Consider the following 17,442-nt stretch of genomic DNA (forward strand, 5'->3'; position numbering starts at 1 on the left):
GCATGTAGTGCCTGTATCGTTATAGTTATATTAACTTTTTAGAATCGAAGCTTATTATTGAGCTTTGATGTATAGGTCTTTCGAGAAGATCTTGTCTTCCGCGTTGTTGATTGGGAAACCACCAACATGCGGGTTAAGTAGACGAGATTTAACGTATTGGTAGATAGGAGCGATTGGCATGTCGTTTGCCATTAGCGCCTCAGCTTCTAGGTAAAGTGCTTTACGCTCTTCTTCTGAAGTTGAGTTAAGTGCTTTATCGATGATCTGGTCGTAAGCCGCGCTGTCGTAGTGAACACCACCGGTAGTGTTGTTACTCTTCATTAGCGTTAGGAACGAAGACGCTTCATTGTAGTCACCACACCAACCAGCACGTGCTACTTCGAAGTCACCAGAATCTTTAGAAGATAGGTACGTTTTCCACTCTTGGTTCTCAAGTGTTACAGAAAGACCCAGTGTTTTCTTCCACATAGAACCTAGCGCTACAGCAATCTTCTTGTGGTTCTCTGAAGTGTTGTAAAGCAGGTTGAATTTAAGTGGGTTGTCTTTACCGTAACCCGCTTCTTCAAGAAGACGTTCCGCTTCTGCGTTACGCTCTTTCTGAGACATCTTGCCGTAAGCAGGTAGCTCAGGATCGAAGCCAGCTGTGATTTCAGGCGTTAGGAAATACGCAGGTTTTTGACCTTGCGCTAGGATAGCACCTGTTACGATATCACGGTCGATCGCGTAAGAGATTGCTTGACGAACACGAACATCATCAAATGGTGCTTTCTTCGTATTGAAGATGTAGTAGTAAGTACATAGGTTACCCGCTACAGATACATCTTCTGCGTACTCTTTTTGAAGACGCTTGAAGTGCTCAGTTGGAAGTTCGTTTGTGAAATCGATTTCACCAGATAGGAAACGGTTCATTTCCGCTACTTGGTTTTCGATTGGTAGGAACGTTACTTTGTTAAGAACTGTTTTATCGTTGTCCCAGTACTGTTCGTTACGCTTGAGTACTAGACGCTCGTTAACAACCCATTTATCAACAGAGAATGCACCGTTGCCAACAAAGTGCTCTGGCTTAGTCCACTGGTCACCGTATTTTTCAACAGTTGCCTGGTGTACTGGCTTCATTGTTGTGTGGCCCATCATCATTACGAAGTATGGTACCGCTGTTTCTAATTCAACAACTAGAGTGTTTGCATCCACTGCTTTAACGCCTAGTTCACTCTTGTCTTTCTTACCCGCTACGATATCTTTCGCATTCGCCATCTTGGTGTATTCCATGTACCAAGCGTATGGAGAAGCCGTTGCAGGATCAACTGCACGTTGCCAGCTGTATACAAAATCTTGAGCTGTTACAGGATCGCCGTTAGACCATTTTGCGTCTTTGCGTAGGTGGAAAGTGAATGTTTTGTTGTCTGTCGTTTCCCAGCTTTCCGCAACACCAGGGATAGTGTTGCCGTCGCCGTCTTGGTTCACTAGACCTTCTAGAAGATCACGAATTACGTGAGATTCTGGTACACCTTGAGATTTGTGTGGGTCGATAGTTGCAACTTCAGTACCGTTACCGCGAACAAGTTCCTGAACTTTTGCCAGTTCTGTGCCTGCTGGAACTTCAGCAGCGATAGAAAGAGTAGAAGAGGCAGCCACTGCCAAACCAGCACCTAGAAGAAGGGCCTGAGTGATTTTATTCTTGTACATTTAATAAACTCCAAGTTTTATGTATTGCATCCATGACTTCTTTGCTTGGTTCACTGAACGGCAGTGATTTAGATTTATTTAGCTCAAAATTTAAGCATAAAAATCTAAAACCTTACAAAGATTGAGGCACACACTATCAACCATTGAAGTAATTTGCCACAAACAAGTCGCAAAAAATCGGATAATTCTCCGAAATACTTAAGGTATCAGTGTAAATATCTAAAAAACCCCAAATCAGTAGTGACTTGCGTAGAGGGATTAATTAAAAAACAGCCTTTAGTGTTGATGTATCTGTGTTGATACTTTTTTTTAGCATCTTATGCTAGAACACTGAGCGCAAATTAACATTAATGCCACATGAAATCTAATTGCACATCACATATCACCTAAACCGTGTACACTATTTGTGAGGATAATCACTTTATACAAGACAGCATAATGCTCTGCACCAAACCGGGTTATGCAATGCACCAATTAAGACAAAATTACGCGCTGAATTTATATGCAACCACAATGAATTATCATTTGTCAAATCAATGATTATCTATAAATAGATTTATAGCAGGTACAAAAAAACCGACCTAAGTGGTCGGTTTTTGACTGTCTCATATACAAATGAGTAAATGCTGAAGCAACATCACTTTAAGAGAAATTACTTCTCCCAGCGTTCCGCTGCTTTCGTGTCTGAATCACGAGAATCAACCCAACGCGTCGTTTCGGTCGTGCGTTCCTTTTTCCAAAAGGGAGCCTTGGTTTTCAGGAAGTCCATAACGAATTCACAGGCTTCAAATGCAGCACCACGGTGTGCACTGGATACACCAACGTAAACAATCTGGTCGCCGATATCTAAGTCACCTACACGGTGGATAACACGCATCTTCTGAATAGGCCAGCGAGCCTCAGCTTGGTCACAGATCTCGCTCAGTGATTTTTCTGTCATACCCGGATAGTGCTCCAGAGACAAACCAATCACATTGTCGCCAAGGTTCATGTCGCGAACTTTACCAACGAACGTCACAATCGCTCCGGCAGCTGTACCTTGAGCCAAGTAGTCGTATTCGTCGCCTACCGAGAAGTCCTCAGCTGTCACTAATACTCTTGGATCCATGCTTAGCCTCCAGTCACTGGTGGGAAGAAAGCCACTTCGTCGCCGTCTTTCACTTCAGCTGTCAGAGGTACGATTGATTGGTTAAGTGCAGCCAGAAGCTTCCCCTCTTCCAATGCGATATCCCATTTGCCTTCTTGTGTCACAAGATGACTACGAATCGCTTCAATCGTCTTAAAATGTGCATCAACTTCAACGCTGTCCACACCAACAAGTTCACGAGTTTGAGCAAAGAAAAGTACTGTAATCATGACTCCACCTTAAAGTGACCAGATTTACCACCTGTCTTCTCTAGCAGGCGCACGTTTTCGATAACAATGTCTTTCTGAACAGCTTTACACATATCGTAAATCGTTAACGCAGCCACAGAAGCAGCCGTTAGCGCTTCCATCTCTACGCCCGTCTTACCCGCAAGCTTACAAACAGATTCGATGCGAACCTTGTTTTCAGACTCGATAGCTTCAAGCTGCACTTCTACTTTAGTTAATAGCAGAGGGTGACACAGGGGAATCAGATCCCACGTCTTCTTCGCCGCTTGAATACCCGCAATACGTGCCGTTGCGAAAACATCACCTTTATGGTGGCTACCAGAGACAATCAGCTCTAGCGTTTCTGCCGACATTTGAACGAAGGCTTCCGCTCTCGCTTCACGTACTGTTTCCGCTTTAGCCGATACATCGACCATGTTTGCTTCGCCAGACGCGTTAATGTGTGTAAATTGGCTCATACTCAAACCGCCTTATACAGAAAGGTGTGGCATGAAGTTACAAGGACGGTGGCTAGCATCCATCTGTTGCTTGATGATCTTAGTCCAACCGGTGCGGCAAGCGCCTGTAGAACCTGGCATCGCAAAGATAACCGTGTGGTTAGCAAAACCCGCAATCGCACGAGATTGAATTGTCGAAGTACCGATCTCTTCGTAAGATACTTGACGGAATAGCTCACCAAAGCCTTCTACTTCTTTGTCGAACAGTGGCTTAAGCGCTTCAGGCGTGCTGTCACGAGAAGTGAAACCAGTACCACCCGTGATCATGATAGCTTGTACGCTTTCATCAGCGATCCATTTAGATACGATCGCACGGATCTTGTACATGTCATCAATAACGATTTGCTTATCAACCACGTTGTGACCCGCTTCTTTAGCATGCTCTGCTAGGTAACCGCCTGAAGTGTCGTTTTCTTCTGTACGAGTATCTGAAACCGTTAGTACTGCGATGTTTGCTGCTTGGAATTTGCTTTCTGCGTGACCCATTTGTTCACCTATATAAATTTTTCATTAGACTGATTCGCCCAGCCTGAAGAAGCTGAGCGATAAAATGCTTTAGAGTGTGTAGCGGGTTAACCGCCGATTGACGCCAAGTTTGGAGTCATGCCGCTGTTGCCATCGTGTAAGAAGTGGCTAACGGACTTGGTTTGAAGCTGAGCCTGAATTCGATCAATGAGTTCTTGCTCTTGTTGATCTTCTTGAATCAGATCTCTCAGTTCAACACCATGGTCGCCAAACAGACATAAGTGAAGTTTACCGGTCGCAGAAACGCGCAGTCGGTTACAACTCTCACAAAAGTCTTTCTCGTAAGGCATGATCAAACCGATTTCACCCTTGTAGTCTGGGTGGACAAACACTTGCGCCGGGCCATCGTTAACGGCTTTGACTTTTAACAGCCAACCATTAGCAATAAGCTGGTTGCGAATCGCAACGCCAGACACATGATGTTTATCGAACAACTCGTCCATCTCGCCGGTTTTCATCAGCTCGATAAAACGTAATTGAATAGGTTTGTCTTTGATCCAATTAAGGAAGGCTGGTAATTCCTGACTATTGAGGTCTTTCATTAATACGACGTTGACTTTGACTTGTTCAAAGCCAACCTCAAACGCTTTATCAATGCCTCGCATAACCTCAGTAAACTTATTCTCACCAGTGATCTGATGGAACATGCGCGAATCTAAACTATCCACGCTCACGTTTATATGGGTTAAACCAGCATCACGCCATTGCCCTACTTGTTTCTCCATGCGGTAGCCATTCGTTGTGGTGGCTACTTTTTCGATGCCTGGAGTAGAAGCAACGGTATGTATGATTTCAGGAAAGTCTTTACGCAGACTCGGCTCTCCGCCTGTAATGCGGATCTTTGAGGTACCACAATCTGCAAACGCTTTAACAACGCGTTTGATCTCGGGAACACTTAAAAAAGACGAGTTTTTTTGCCCTGACGGTTTGTAACCATCTGGCAAGCAGTAAGTACATTTAAAGTTACAGACGTCTGTAACCGACAAGCGCAAGTAATAAAACTTGCGATGGAATCTATCTTCGAATTGTTGCGCCACGGAACACCTTTCCAAACACGGGAGGCATAATCATTTCCAATTAAGCCCTTGTGACAACATGTCACTGGCTCTTGATGCGTATCGGTACAGCAAATACCACTGTGCGACTTAGCATGCGAGAGCTCGGAGTTATGGCAACTGAGCGTTATATTCACACGCGCAGTAGCTGAGTAATAAAATACTTAATATTTGTACGTGAATCTAGCTCTGATGGTAAAAAACGGGTCACATCGGCAAAAAAAACGTATCAAACGCTCAAAATAACTCTTGTTGAGTATATAGCGAGAAGCATTTAACCTAAATTATAGTTGGTAATAACCTAACAAGAACAATAAATGAATATTTACTCTTCAAAGAAAGTCGTAGCAATCGGCGGTGGCCATGGCTTAGGTCGCATGTTAGCTGCATTAAAAGACTTTGGTAACAACGCAACTGGCATTGTTGCAACGACAGATAACGGCGGTTCCACCGGACGTATTAGAGATTGCCAAGGTGGCATCGCATGGGGAGATACACGCAACTGTATCAACCAATTAATCACAGAGCCTTCAATCAGTTCGATGATGTTCGAATACCGCTTTCGTGGTCAAGGTGAGCTAGACGGTCATAACTTGGGTAACCTAATGCTGACGGCGTTAGACAACCTTTCCGTTCGCCCATTGGAAGCAATTAACCTGATTCGAAATATGCTCAAGGTCGATGTCAATATCGTGCCGATGACTGAGCATCCTTCAGACCTCACGGCTCTATCAATGGACGGCCGCTGGGTTACCGGCGAAACCAACGTTGATGACATGACGGAAAAGCTGCGCATGATGGACTTGTCTCCAGAAGTGCCAGCAACCAAAGAAGCCGTTGCTGCCGTTGAGCAAGCAGACTGCATTGTCCTTGGCCCTGGAAGCTTTTTAACCAGTGTGATGCCCCCTCTTCTCCTTCCAGAGATTGGCAAAGCAATCTCTGAGAACACCAAGGCAAAAGTTATCTTCGTTGAAAACCTTTCACCAGAGCACGGTCCCGCAGGGAAAATGACGCTTCAAGAGCAATTGGAGTGGTGTGAACGTACCTGTAAGGCAAGGAAAATAGACATCGTGTTAGGCAATGAACCTCACCCGGAACTAGAAGTGCAATGGAATTGTGTGACCACAGATCTTGCATCGGCAAACCGAGATTGGCGACACGACCGTGTGAAGCTTCAACAAGCCATTGAAGCCCAGTTGGCGTAGCCATAGGTTCAAGCGACAAACAACAAAAAAGGAGCATGCTGCTCCTTTTTTAATCTCAGTAATAACTCGCTGTTTTAAAGGTCCGTCATCAACTGCTGATATTCAGTGTACGTCGATAACAGGAGGTCTTGCATATCTTGAAAATCAATCTCGGTTACAGGCAACGCTTGCTTCACTTTTGCGTCTAAGCTAATCGCAAAACTACACAAAGAATCCGCACCAAAGCTTGCTGCGCTGCTCTTAAGCGCATGACTGATATCAGCCAAGTACTTAGAGGTATCCGACTCTTTATTTATCTCTAGGTGTTCGTAGTAGCCTTTCAACTCACCTAAAAAGATTTCCAGTAAAACCGGGACATTCTCTTGGCCTATTTCGCCGGCAAGCTCATCAACTTTTTGCTGATTTAATACTTTCGTCATTATTATTTTCTTATTGTTTGTTGATTACTGCTTCGCATTCCACGTTTGCAACTTACGGTATATCGTCGATGGACTGACATCTAAGAAACCTGCCGCACGAGGGATGTTGCCATCACACGCTTTAATGGCCTGCTCGATAGCCGTTTTCTCAGTGATCCACAATGGGAAAATATCTTTTACCGTGATGTCTTCATTCTGCTTCTCTTTCAATCGCAGACTGTTTTCAATCGGTTGGTTCAACGGTGGTGGAAGCATGTTGAGAGTAATCTCTTTGCCGTTATTCAAAACCACCACGTTCCGCAACACGTTTTGTAGCTGACGAACGTTACCCGGCCACTCATATTGATTAAAGCGATCAAGTACTTCCTGAGCAAAACGTACAAACGCCTTCCCCTCCTCGACCGACATATAGCCTAGCAGAGAATACGCGATCTCGATGACATCTTCACCACGCTCACGCAATGGCGGCAAGTGCAATGGAATCACGTATAAACGATAGTATAAATCTTCTCTAAAGCGACCTTCTTGTACTTCTTTCCAAGGGTCACGGTTGGTCGCACACACAAAACGAACGTCGACACTCTTCATCTTCGAAGAGCCGACTTTTTGGAAAGTACCGGTTTGGATAAAGCGCAGCAGCTTGGTTTGCAGCTCTAAGTCCATTTCGCACAGTTCATCAAGGAACAGTGTTCCACCATCAGCAAGCTCAGCAGCACCTTGGCGATCGGTCGCAGCACCGGTAAAGGCACCTTTAACGTGGCCAAACAGCTCACTTTCAATCAGGTCTTTAGGGATAGCGGCACAGTTAATCGCGATGAACGGCTTATCGCCACGCTTACTCGCCGCATGAATGGCTTCTGCACATACCTCTTTACCGGTACCACTTTCACCAGTAATGAAAATGCTCGCCTTACTCGATGCAGCAGAATCGATAGTTCGGTAAACCTGCTGCATGGTTTGGCTGCTGCCGATAAAACCTTGGTAGTTCTGGTTTCCCGGGTGTTCCGAGCTATTTTTAAGTTTGGTGGCTTTGCGGATCGCATTATTCACCGTAATACGGAGTCGGTCGGCTTCACACGGTTTGATAAGGAAATCTTGAGAGCCATGACGCATCGCTTCTACAGCGGTATCGATAGAGCCGTGAGCCGTCATGAAGATAACTGGAACTTCAGGGTATTTTTGTTTTACAGCAAATAGTACGTCCATACCCGTCATATCAGGCAGACGTAGATCTAATAAAATAAGGTCTGGGATTCGATGATTCAAACTCTCGATTGCATCGCGGCCAGTGCCGACAATGTTGATATCAATTTCGAGCGGTGTAAGATACGAGCGATATAAAGCTGCTACCGAAGCGGTATCCTCTACCATCAACAAATACTTCGATTTGTTATCTAGCGTTTTTGATTGCATATCCTAGCCATTTATAATTTGCATTTCTTATTATAGTCGCATTCCGCTTTGCATTATGCAAATTAGCCACAGTATTTGTAGTGTGTTTTTTTACTTGCTTCAAACAATCAATGTTTTATCTATCTGGCACGAACGATGCAACGGTATAAATGACCTTCGGGTCACCTAGCCAACTGACGTTGTTAGTGGACCGATTGTTCACAAACGTAAGCCAGTAGAACATTTACTACTGGCTGTTTTTTTGTCTGAAACACTCTCAATTCTTGTGTTGAGGGGGATCAATTCTCGAGCGAAAAGTGAGATTAGCTGTTGGTAATAAACTGCTTTCTTAACTGATCAATTTCATCACGCTTCTGTGCGGCCAATTCAAATTCCAGATTCTGAGCATGCTGATACATCGCAGATTCTAGCTTGCTGATCTCTTTATCAAGCTGTTGCGGCGTAAGTACTGCATAACTTTCAGAAGGCTCTGCCACCTTAGATAGTGGAACTTGTTTCGATTGGCGCTGCTGCTTCGACTTGGTTAGATCACCCAGTTCCATAATGTCTTTGATATTGCGTTTCAACGCTTGCGGAGTGATGCCTTGCTCTTCGTTGTAGGCTTGCTGTTTCTCGCGACGACGATCGGTTTCATCAATCGCTTTTCTCATCGACTTAGTAATCGAATCACCATAAAGGATTGCTCGACCTTCCAAGTTACGAGCAGCACGACCAATGGTTTGAATCAGAGAACGCTCAGAACGCAAGAAGCCCTCTTTATCTGCATCAAGAATCGCCACCAGCGACACTTCAGGCATATCCAAACCTTCACGAAGTAAGTTAATGCCCACTAACACATCGAACTTGCCCAAACGTAGGTCTCGGATGATCTCTACACGCTCAACGGTATCGATATCCGAGTGCAAGTAACGCACTTTAACGCCGTGCTCACTTAGGTATTCGGTTAAGTCTTCTGCCATTCTCTTGGTCAACGTGGTAACCAAAACACGCTCTTCTTTCACTGAACGGATTCTGATTTCAGACAGCAAGTCATCCACCTGCGTCGCGACAGGTCTTACTTCGATGATTGGGTCTAACAGACCAGTAGGACGTACCACTTGATCAGCAATCTCGCCATCTGATTTTTCAATCTCGTAATTACCTGGTGTTGCCGACACAAAAATCGTTTGTGGGGCTATAGACTCAAATTCTTCAAACTTCATTGGACGGTTATCCAATGCAGAAGGCAGTCTAAAACCAAACTCGACCAAGGTTTCTTTACGAGAACGGTCACCTTTATACATCGCACCAATTTGCGGCACAGTCACGTGTGACTCATCGATGATCAGCAAACCATCATCAGGCAGGTAGTCAAATAACGTTGGCGGCGCTTCCCCTTCCGCACGGCCGCTCAAGTATCGTGAATAGTTTTCGATACCGGAACAGAAGCCAAGCTCAGTCATCATCTCAATATCAAACTGAGTTCTTTGAGAGATACGCTGCTCTTCCAAAAGCTTATTGTTGTCTTTTAAGTATTGAGCACGATCGCGCAGTTCGTCCTTGATGTTCTCAATCGCCTCAAGGATTTTTTCTCTTGGCGTTACATAGTGAGTTTTTGGATAAACCGTAAAGCGCGGCAAGTCTCTTTGTTTCACCGCACCAGTCAGAGGATCAAAAATACTAATGCAGTCCACTTCGTCATCGAACATCTCAATTCGAACCGCATCTTGGTCAGATTCAGCCGGAAAGATATCAATCACCTCACCACGAACACGGAACTGACCACGTTCAAAGGCGACATCGTTTCTTGAATATTGCAGCTCAGCCAATCGACGCAGGATGTCTCGCTGATCCATCACCTCGCCACGACTCAAATGAAGCATCATCTTCAAATAAGACTTAGGATCACCCAGACCGTAGATAGCCGACACAGAAGCCACAATGATGGCGTCTTTTCGTTCTAATAAGGCTTTGGTTGCCGAAAGCCTCATTTGTTCGATATGAGCGTTCACAGACGCATCTTTCTCGATGAACGTGTCCGTGGTTGGAACGTAGGCTTCAGGTTGGTAGTAATCGTAGTAAGAAACGAAATACTCAACGGCATTGTTTGGAAAGAAAGATTTCATCTCACCGTAAAGTTGAGCCGCCAATGTCTTGTTAGGCGCTAACAGAATCGCAGGTCTTTGAGATTGGGAAATGACGTTGGCAAGGGTAAAGGTTTTACCTGAGCCCGTTACCCCTAGTAGAGTTTGATGTGCCAAACCAGAATCTAATCCGTCTAGTAATTTGGTTATCGCTGTCGGCTGATCACCGGACGGGCTGTAGTCCGATACCAAGTCAAAGAGTTTACTCATAGGTCGCCATTTCCATACTGTTTTTTTAATCAGGTCATTGTCACTCTAGGAGGAGTGTCGTTGCAACAATTATCTAGAGAAATGCATCTTAAGATCAGAGATCAGTTATAGCTTTTATTTTTAGAACTTGGTATTATCCGTGCCCTGCAAAGTTTCCCCAGCTAAATTACTCGAATTTTAATCCACTACTTTTCCCCAAAAAACCTAAAAATACCGCTTGTTTTACTGTTCGTTTTATAATCTACAAAAGTTATACAATTGCGACATTTTGCTATAAATCTTTTAAATACATTACGTTAGATAAGGTTTTTACATTTTTCGATTTATCCCGATTATTGTTGTTAAAGTTTCACACACACACTTATCCACAATTTTGGTGGATAACTAAAGCAAAGCTAAATCCTATAAGGCGTTCAAGAAAGTAAAGTTTTTTATCTTACTTTTTTCTGATATTTTTTATTGACAGAAATCCGGACAATTATTAGAATTCGCGTCGCTAACAAGCAATTCCCCTTTAGTTCAGTTGGTAGAACGGCGGACTGTTAATCCGTATGTCGCAAGTTCAAGTCTTGCAAGGGGAGCCAAATTCAGAAAAAAGCTCAATCGAAAGATTGGGCTTTTTCGTATATAACTGCGACTAACTTGTTCCAAGTTAATGTCACAAACCTAGCCGCCCGCGTTCAAGTCTCGACAAGGGGGCCAAATTTAAAGAAGCCGCATCACTCGATGCGGCTTTTTGCGTTTTAGTCGAAACAAAAGCCCTACAGGCACAGCTTTGATTAACTCACATCCATAAAAAAACGCCTCACAAGGAGGCGTTTGGGCTTAGTGACTAAACTGAGCTTTATTCTAGATTAGACGTCGTTTAGCGGTTATGCTTCTGCTGTAACAACATTTGTCTGAGTCTCTTTACCGGCTTGGTCTTGATCAAATCCTTCATGCAGGTGGTAGTAGCGCTTATAAACAAGAGCACTTACCGTCATTAGAATCGCTGGTAAACCTACCATCATAAACTGCAGTCCCATGATAGTGCTGTCAGACTGTTCCACGTTTGGTACATAACCCACCACAGACAAGCCCATACCAACAATAAAACCACCAGCCGCGCCTGCAAACTTAACAAGCATCGTTTGAACAGAGAAGATAACACTCTCACTGCGACGACCCGTTTTGTGTTCACCGTAATCAACAACATCGGCAAGCATTACAGTTTGCAGTGCGTTAGCGATACCCACACCAAACTTGATAGCAGCACCTGCGATACCGATTAGAATCGCGTTACCTGGAGCGATAAAGCCCATGATAAGTAGAGTGGTACAAGACAGCACTGGGAAGCCACAAGCGATAACCCATAGGTGTTTGCGTGGTAACACTGATGCAATACGAGGGAACAAGAATACGCCTGCAACTTCAGCGATACCTGCCACCATCATATAAACGGGGAACAAGTCAGCGTTGCCTAAAGCGTAAGAGAAGTAGTAAATCGCAAAACCACCCACCAACAAGTTTGCTATTTGGAACGACAATACGGTACCAATAAGTGCTTTTAGTTGGTCATTCTTACCAATGATAACCATTACATCTTTAAAGCTGAAACGCTCAGCTGGTTTCGCATTTGCTGGTGCCGATTTTTCTTTTACGTTGCGAGCAATCAAGAATGCACTCATCACGAACAGCACAGCAATCAACATAGCAACGTTGAAGAAACCTTGTCCTTGGTCGCCGTCACCCAGTTTACCGACAATATGTAGCCCGTAAGTACCCGTAATAAACCACGCCAAGCTAGCAAATAATCGTGGCCAAACAACCAGCTTTTCACGTTCTTGACGAGAGCTCGATAGTGCAGGAATCAAAGACCAATATGGAATGTCCATAATAGTGTACGTAAGGCCCCACAGAATATAAGCAGCCGCTGCATAAATGTATAACGTAGTGCCTTCAAACATATGCGTACTAAAAAGACCAACAAGCACTACAGCATTTAACAGGGTTCCAATCACTATCCAAGGACGGAATTTACCAAACTTAGAGCGCGTGTTATCAACGATAACGCCCATCATTGGGTCGGTCACCGCGTCGACAATGCGCGCGGCCAAAAAGATAGTACCCACAAATGCCGCTGACAGCCCAGCAACATCAGTGAAGTAAAACATTAAAAAGATGTAGATTGGAGCACAGGCAAAGTCTTTACCTAAAGCCCCAAGTCCATACGATAATTTGGTTTGTAGAGTAATTTGATCAGACATAGTATTTCCTTCAGGCGCGTAACTTCATCTCCTAACAGACGCTGAAACGCTTACCTTTTATTTATAATAATTTATCCACTCAAGTTCTGTTTTAGAGCCACTCTGTGGTCGCTTCTTAAAACACTCAAGTATCAAGTCCGACGCTAATGTAACCATTCCAACGCACAGATACTGTGATCAATAACCACTCAATGGAAACGTTTTCAGTCAAATATCTAAAGTGAGAGATCGAACAATAAAACCCTCGAATTGATAGAGAATATCGCTAATTAAAGTGCTCAAAACAGTTCGTAGTGTGAAGTAACGCATGAGAACGATTACATAAGTGCAGTATCACGCTGGGAATACCTACAGTTCTCCAATCTATAAGGGCACATCAAATTGATTAGATACTTCATGACGGCTTATTGAAGGCAATAAAAAACCGCGTAATTTCACCTACGCGGTTCGTCAAATATAAGGTCTATGCTAAAATTTACTCGATACGTTCAAATTTAATCAGCATCGCTGTTTCTGCGTCAAGTATTGGCATCGTCAGCCCCACCTCGGCACACCAAGCACCTGATAATTCACAGCCAGACTCTGTCCATGGCGGTTGATAATTTACAATATCATCGTAATTTGACGGTTTATCAATCACGGAGACCTTGTATAGGCTTTGTGGATCTAGCCCAGGTATGCGCAAATGACCACTCAACGAATTGGTTGGCATCGCCAGCTGTGCAATCATCACCACCGCTTCTGACACATCTTCGGAAACGACCGCATGGATTTGATGGGCACTATCATCCGTTGGAACTCGCCAAGTTCTCCCGCTATGCAGTAACGGGCGCAGCATCTTATGTAGCTTGATGTAGTGTTCAAAGCCCTGCTTCTCTTCTTGCACTTCTTTCACAGGATCTAATTCAATCCCCATATGACCAAACAGTGCTGTTAGACCACGAAACTCAATACTATGACGACGACGAGTGCTGTGGCAGTGGCTCGCACCAATATGGCTTCCCATTACCTCAGGGGGGAAGAAGTAACTCATCCCACGCTGAATCGTTTGTCTTTCCAGCGCGTCATTGTTATCAGACGCCCAAAAACGTTGCGTACGCTTAAGAACCTCAAAATCGATACGACCACCACCAGCCGCACACGATTCAATATCAACCATTGGGTGCTTCTCTCGGACTTTATCGACCAACTCATAATAACGAGCGGTTTGTTGATGAGCCGCAGCCCTGCCTAGATGCGCAGGTTGTACAACTTCTCGGTTCATATCCCACTTAATGTAAGCAATGTTGTACTGACTTAAGAAGTGGTCAAGACGCTCAAACAAAAAGTCGAATGCTTGTTGATTCTGAAGATCGATAACATATTGATTACGACCCGTTGGTTGGTCATAGCCGTCAACCGCAAGCAACCAGTCTGGATGGGCTCGGTATAAGTCAGAATCCTTATTGATCATCTCAGGTTCGAACCACAATCCAAACTCCATACCCAACTGATTAACGTGCTCAACTATCGGATCTAAACCATTTGGGTATTTTTCTTCATCTAAGAACCAATCCCCTAGCGCAGCCTTGTCTCCGCAGCGCCCTTTGAACCAGCCATCGTCAATGATAAAACGCTCTACTCCCATATCCGCGGCTTGGCTAGCCATCGACATAATATAATCAGGATCATGGTCAAAATAGATGCCTTCCCAAGTATTAAGATGGATAGGTCGAGGCTTTTGTGCGAAAGACTCCGGCAAGATGGAACAACGCACATGGGAGTGGAACTGATGGCTCATTCCATTTAAGCCTTCCGAACTGAAACTGGCATATAACCAAGGTGTCGTTAAGCTTTCACCTTCATCCAATGTAATCTCACCCGGTAGATAAATAACTTCCGCTTGCACGTAGCGACGACCGTCTGCTTTTACATCCGCGCGCAGTCTGTGGTTACCACTCCAAGCGAAGTGAATCCCCCACACATCACCTGCCATTTCATTAAAGTTAGCGGTACCGACAACCATCGCTGGATAATGTTCATGAGACGTTCTTCCGCGACGATTTTCTTGCTGATAGCCCCCTTGCTGTAAGGGTTGACGCACCGTTTGGAACTCATGTACCCAGCGGCCGTAGTACGTCATCAACTCATTAGCTCTTGCTGGTAATGGCAAAGTATTGGCGAGACGGTTCACCTGATAAAGGCCGGCTTTAACGTTGGTTAAGGTGTGACGAGATTTCACAACATCATGTTTATCGAGGCATAACTCGGTTGTTAAACGTAAGCCTGCACGTATATCTTCACTCTCAATGATTAGGCTAGATGGTGTTTGTTGAACATCCGTAATAGAGAAAACAGGCGCCCAGTCCAATCCGTCTCGGTGCCCTTCTAATGCCGGACTGCTGAAAACACCGCGCCCGAGCTCTGGGCTCAGAGACATAGCAACATCATTATCAAGGCGGCCGTATGGAACCGGTCTTTCAAGAGAAACACGGAAGCTAGCTAAATCACCACGAACGGGAGCTCCCCAATGAAGAATTTCGGCAAAATCGCCAAGTTCTACAATCAGTTGCGAGTGTTGACCGGTAATATCAATTAGGGATTTATTCGTCATTTTTTTAACCTTAACGCGTTTAATTACCCAGTATCATAATTATTAAGCCCAGAGTTTCTGTGATCAAACTCGAAATCATGAAAACGTTTCCAGTAAATATTCAAGACTGATAACTTTGGTAAATAGCTCCTAATTCAAAGATTTAGATTGACCACCATTCCATCTCATATTGCCTACCTCTAGGTAGAATTGAACTTTCCACTCTAAATAAAGCAATATAAAACGATAATTAATGGCAATTTAATCTTTTAAATTCAGTACATTAAATCAAAGTTCCCATTAACACATAGGCTAAAATACATTTCCTCTTGAACTGATCACATCACACTCGTATTCTTAGATCTTCGAGTACATCTATGAAGTGTCTCTCTGGGTCCTAACTTTTACATTCCAGCTTGACGGTACAGAACACGATGCTTGTAGCCTTGCTGCTGCATTTGCTTTGATACTTACTTCCTTGTCTCACGAGCCCAGTTATCATTAACTGGGCTGCTTTTCCTCAAAGCCCTCGAACAACCCGACACTCAAAGTACCTCAAACTCGCTTCACCTCAAATTCCAAGACAACCAACAGCATAATCACTCCCTCTAAACCACCGCATAGCACTGAGTAAAGAAAACGATTCCACTTTAAAATCACAAAACCTAGCGTAAAAACACCTATACAAGCCCAATAATCAGATCAAAATCACACAAAATAATCACAAACCCATCAATAGCATAAAAATGCCAACCTCATCATGAAAACGTTTCCAAAGTTTATTTACACTCTCGCTCGAGTTAGGACTCAAACATAAAAATATCCATAAATAAAAAATAATGGAGACACTTCATGAAACAAAAAATGCTAGTCAAAGCATTAGGATTCACTCTGTCCCTCGCCCCATTAGTCAGCTTCGCTGCAGTGGAGAACGTAACGTATTTTGGTTATGCAAAATGGGGCAACATCTACACCGATAATGACCAACATAACGACGGCAAAGGAGAACGCAACGACGTTATTCGAGCGGGCCAAGGTTACGGTAACTACCGTTTAGGTAATGAACTAAATTGGTGGGAAGCGGGAGTGAAAGCCGATGTATGGCGTGACAATGACGCCTATTTTGACACCACGATTTATCTAGGCAGTGGAGATAGCTGGGGAGACGTGAGTACGATTCAGCTTTGGTCAGCAGGCCATGGGCTTATCGACGGCCAACCCAACGCAAAAATTTGGGCAGGTGAACGTTTTTACCGTCGCCACGAAGTCCACATGATAGATGTGAAGTACTGGGATACATCCAGCACCGGTCTTGGTATTGAAGATTGGGATCTCGGCTTTGCTGATGCTCACTTAGCTTGGATGGCACCAAACTCTTCAAGTGACGATGGACGCAGCCTTCATAACATCGATGCCCGCTTAAGTGGCATTGAGCTAAGTGAAACAGCAGACCTAACACTCGGCCTAAACTACGTAACCACGCAGAACTCAAGCTACGACGATAAAGACATTACTACTTCTGGCGCAATGCTCTCTGCTCTTTACCGTCAAGCTTGGAACTACGGTTCAAACACCTTGGCCTTCCAATATGGTACCGATGCGTTGGCAGGTGGATTAATGAGTGCTGAAGGTGGATCAAACAGAAAATACAGCACGGGTGTGGAACACGATGGTTCTAGCTGGCGCCTATTTAACCACGGTGACTTGAATATCAGTGAAGATGTTCAAGTGATGTACTCCATCGCTTATCAAGACAAAAACCTAGATAACAACGATGGTGAGAAGTGGTTCAGTGTCGGAGCTCGTCCTCAATATGCTTGGACAGATTACATGTCGACAGCATTAGAGGTGGGTTACGAAACGGTAGAAGCTCAAAACGGCTCGGGCACCAACGATATGTATAAAGTGACCGTGGCTCAAATGTTCCAAGCTGGAAAAGGGGTATGGGCTCGTCCATCTATTCGTATTTTTGCGACGTACTCTGAATCCAACAACGAATGGGATCGTGGTAACGAGACTTATGGAACGGCAACAAGCATCAATGCCGAGACTGTTGACGAGATTACCTTTGGTTTCAACGTAGAGACTTGGTGGTAAACCACCACACCCGAGCGTCT

General features: G+C 44.3%; 13 protein-coding genes, 1 tRNA gene and 1 riboswitch. Of the genes, 3 read left to right on the top strand and 11 right to left on the bottom strand.

What is annotated here, in order from left to right; genetic code table 11:
- Nucleotides 1-54 precede the first annotated feature (54 nt).
- From AB4507_RS06710 to moaA, 6 genes are all read right to left on the bottom strand, one after another.
- Entirely contained in the window at nt 55-1,686 is a 1,632-nt protein-coding gene (locus tag AB4507_RS06710; protein WP_017062175.1) for an ABC transporter substrate-binding protein, read from the bottom strand.
- Between the two features lie 652 nt (nt 1,687-2,338).
- On the bottom strand, nt 2,339-2,794 hold the full coding sequence (moaE, locus tag AB4507_RS06715; protein ID WP_017062176.1) for a molybdopterin synthase catalytic subunit MoaE: 456 nt from the start codon (nt 2,792-2,794) through the stop codon (nt 2,339-2,341).
- Nucleotides 2,795-2,796: 2 nt separating this feature from the next.
- Nucleotides 2,797-3,042 (bottom strand): molybdopterin synthase sulfur carrier subunit, encoded by a 246-nt coding sequence (moaD, locus tag AB4507_RS06720; RefSeq protein WP_136978365.1) that lies wholly within the window; start codon nt 3,040-3,042, stop codon nt 2,797-2,799.
- A complete protein-coding gene (gene moaC / locus AB4507_RS06725; protein WP_004734026.1) occupies nt 3,039-3,518 on the bottom strand; it encodes a cyclic pyranopterin monophosphate synthase MoaC in 480 nt (159 codons plus the stop codon). The genes moaD and moaC overlap by 4 nt, the downstream gene beginning before the upstream one ends.
- 12 nt (nt 3,519-3,530) lie before the next feature.
- Nucleotides 3,531-4,043, bottom strand: coding sequence for a molybdenum cofactor biosynthesis protein B (gene moaB, locus AB4507_RS06730; protein ID WP_004734027.1), 513 nt, complete (start codon nt 4,041-4,043; stop codon nt 3,531-3,533).
- 86 nt (nt 4,044-4,129) lie between these two features.
- On the bottom strand, nt 4,130-5,119 hold the full coding sequence (gene moaA / locus AB4507_RS06735; protein ID WP_009848642.1) for a GTP 3',8-cyclase MoaA: 990 nt from the start codon (nt 5,117-5,119) through the stop codon (nt 4,130-4,132).
- Nucleotides 5,108-5,260: riboswitch (molybdenum cofactor riboswitch) on the bottom strand. Its footprint overlaps the gene before it by 12 nt.
- A gap of 194 nt (nt 5,261-5,454) precedes the next feature.
- On the opposite strand from moaA, the gene AB4507_RS06740 reads away from it, so the two are divergent.
- Complete coding sequence (locus AB4507_RS06740) at nt 5,455-6,342, top strand: YvcK family protein (RefSeq protein WP_017062178.1); 888 nt, start codon at nt 5,455-5,457, stop codon at nt 6,340-6,342.
- A gap of 74 nt (nt 6,343-6,416) precedes the next feature.
- Here AB4507_RS06740 and luxU read toward each other — a convergent pair whose 3' ends face one another.
- The 3 genes from luxU to uvrB form a co-directional block, all read right to left on the bottom strand.
- Nucleotides 6,417-6,761, bottom strand: coding sequence for a quorum-sensing phosphorelay protein LuxU (luxU, locus tag AB4507_RS06745; RefSeq protein ID WP_017062179.1), 345 nt, complete (start codon nt 6,759-6,761; stop codon nt 6,417-6,419).
- Nucleotides 6,762-6,785: 24 nt separating this feature from the next.
- Nucleotides 6,786-8,174, bottom strand: coding sequence for a quorum-sensing sigma-54 dependent transcriptional regulator LuxO (gene luxO / locus AB4507_RS06750; protein WP_004734031.1), 1,389 nt, complete (start codon nt 8,172-8,174; stop codon nt 6,786-6,788).
- 302 nt (nt 8,175-8,476) lie between these two features.
- A complete protein-coding gene (uvrB, locus tag AB4507_RS06755; protein ID WP_017066592.1) occupies nt 8,477-10,507 on the bottom strand; it encodes an excinuclease ABC subunit UvrB in 2,031 nt (676 codons plus the stop codon).
- Between the two features lie 508 nt (nt 10,508-11,015).
- On the opposite strand from uvrB, the gene AB4507_RS06760 reads away from it, so the two are divergent.
- Nucleotides 11,016-11,091: transfer RNA gene (locus tag AB4507_RS06760), tRNA-Asn, on the top strand.
- Nucleotides 11,092-11,379: 288 nt separating this feature from the next.
- On the opposite strand, the gene melB is transcribed toward AB4507_RS06760, so the two are convergent.
- Entirely contained in the window at nt 11,380-12,753 is a 1,374-nt protein-coding gene (gene melB, locus AB4507_RS06765; protein WP_102394332.1) for a melibiose:sodium transporter MelB, read from the bottom strand.
- Nucleotides 12,754-13,228: 475 nt separating this feature from the next.
- On the bottom strand, nt 13,229-15,346 hold the full coding sequence (locus tag AB4507_RS06770) for an alpha-galactosidase (RefSeq protein WP_136978366.1): 2,118 nt from the start codon (nt 15,344-15,346) through the stop codon (nt 13,229-13,231).
- Nucleotides 15,347-16,177: 831 nt separating this feature from the next.
- On the opposite strand from AB4507_RS06770, the gene AB4507_RS06775 reads away from it, so the two are divergent.
- Nucleotides 16,178-17,422, top strand: a complete 1,245-nt coding sequence (locus AB4507_RS06775; RefSeq protein WP_102321134.1) for a carbohydrate porin — start codon at nt 16,178-16,180, stop codon at nt 17,420-17,422.
- Nucleotides 17,423-17,442 lie beyond the last annotated feature (20 nt).

The sequence above is a fragment of the Vibrio sp. 10N.222.54.A3 genome (assembly GCF_041474095.1).
In the GTDB taxonomy this organism is placed as follows: Bacteria; Pseudomonadota; Gammaproteobacteria; order Enterobacterales; family Vibrionaceae; genus Vibrio; species Vibrio crassostreae_C.

Bases quoted from the DNA above. Each gene is read 5' to 3' on its own strand.
- moaC (WP_004734026.1), bottom strand. From the start codon at position 3,518: ATGAGCCAATTTACACACATTAACGCGTCTGGCGAAGCAAACATGGTC.
- moaD (WP_136978365.1), bottom strand. From the start codon at position 3,042: ATGATTACAGTACTTTTCTTTGCTCAAACTCGTGAACTTGTTGGTGTG.
- AB4507_RS06770 (WP_136978366.1), bottom strand. From the start codon at position 15,346: ATGACGAATAAATCCCTAATTGATATTACCGGTCAACACTCGCAACTG.
- AB4507_RS06710 (WP_017062175.1), bottom strand. From the start codon at position 1,686: ATGTACAAGAATAAAATCACTCAGGCCCTTCTTCTAGGTGCTGGTTTG.
- moaE (WP_017062176.1), bottom strand. From the start codon at position 2,794: ATGGATCCAAGAGTATTAGTGACAGCTGAGGACTTCTCGGTAGGCGAC.
- AB4507_RS06740 (WP_017062178.1), top strand. From the start codon at position 5,455: ATGAATATTTACTCTTCAAAGAAAGTCGTAGCAATCGGCGGTGGCCAT.
- luxO (WP_004734031.1), bottom strand. From the start codon at position 8,174: ATGCAATCAAAAACGCTAGATAACAAATCGAAGTATTTGTTGATGGTA.
- luxU (WP_017062179.1), bottom strand. From the start codon at position 6,761: ATGACGAAAGTATTAAATCAGCAAAAAGTTGATGAGCTTGCCGGCGAA.
- AB4507_RS06775 (WP_102321134.1), top strand. From the start codon at position 16,178: ATGAAACAAAAAATGCTAGTCAAAGCATTAGGATTCACTCTGTCCCTC.
- melB (WP_102394332.1), bottom strand. From the start codon at position 12,753: ATGTCTGATCAAATTACTCTACAAACCAAATTATCGTATGGACTTGGG.
- moaB (WP_004734027.1), bottom strand. From the start codon at position 4,043: ATGGGTCACGCAGAAAGCAAATTCCAAGCAGCAAACATCGCAGTACTA.
- uvrB (WP_017066592.1), bottom strand. From the start codon at position 10,507: ATGAGTAAACTCTTTGACTTGGTATCGGACTACAGCCCGTCCGGTGAT.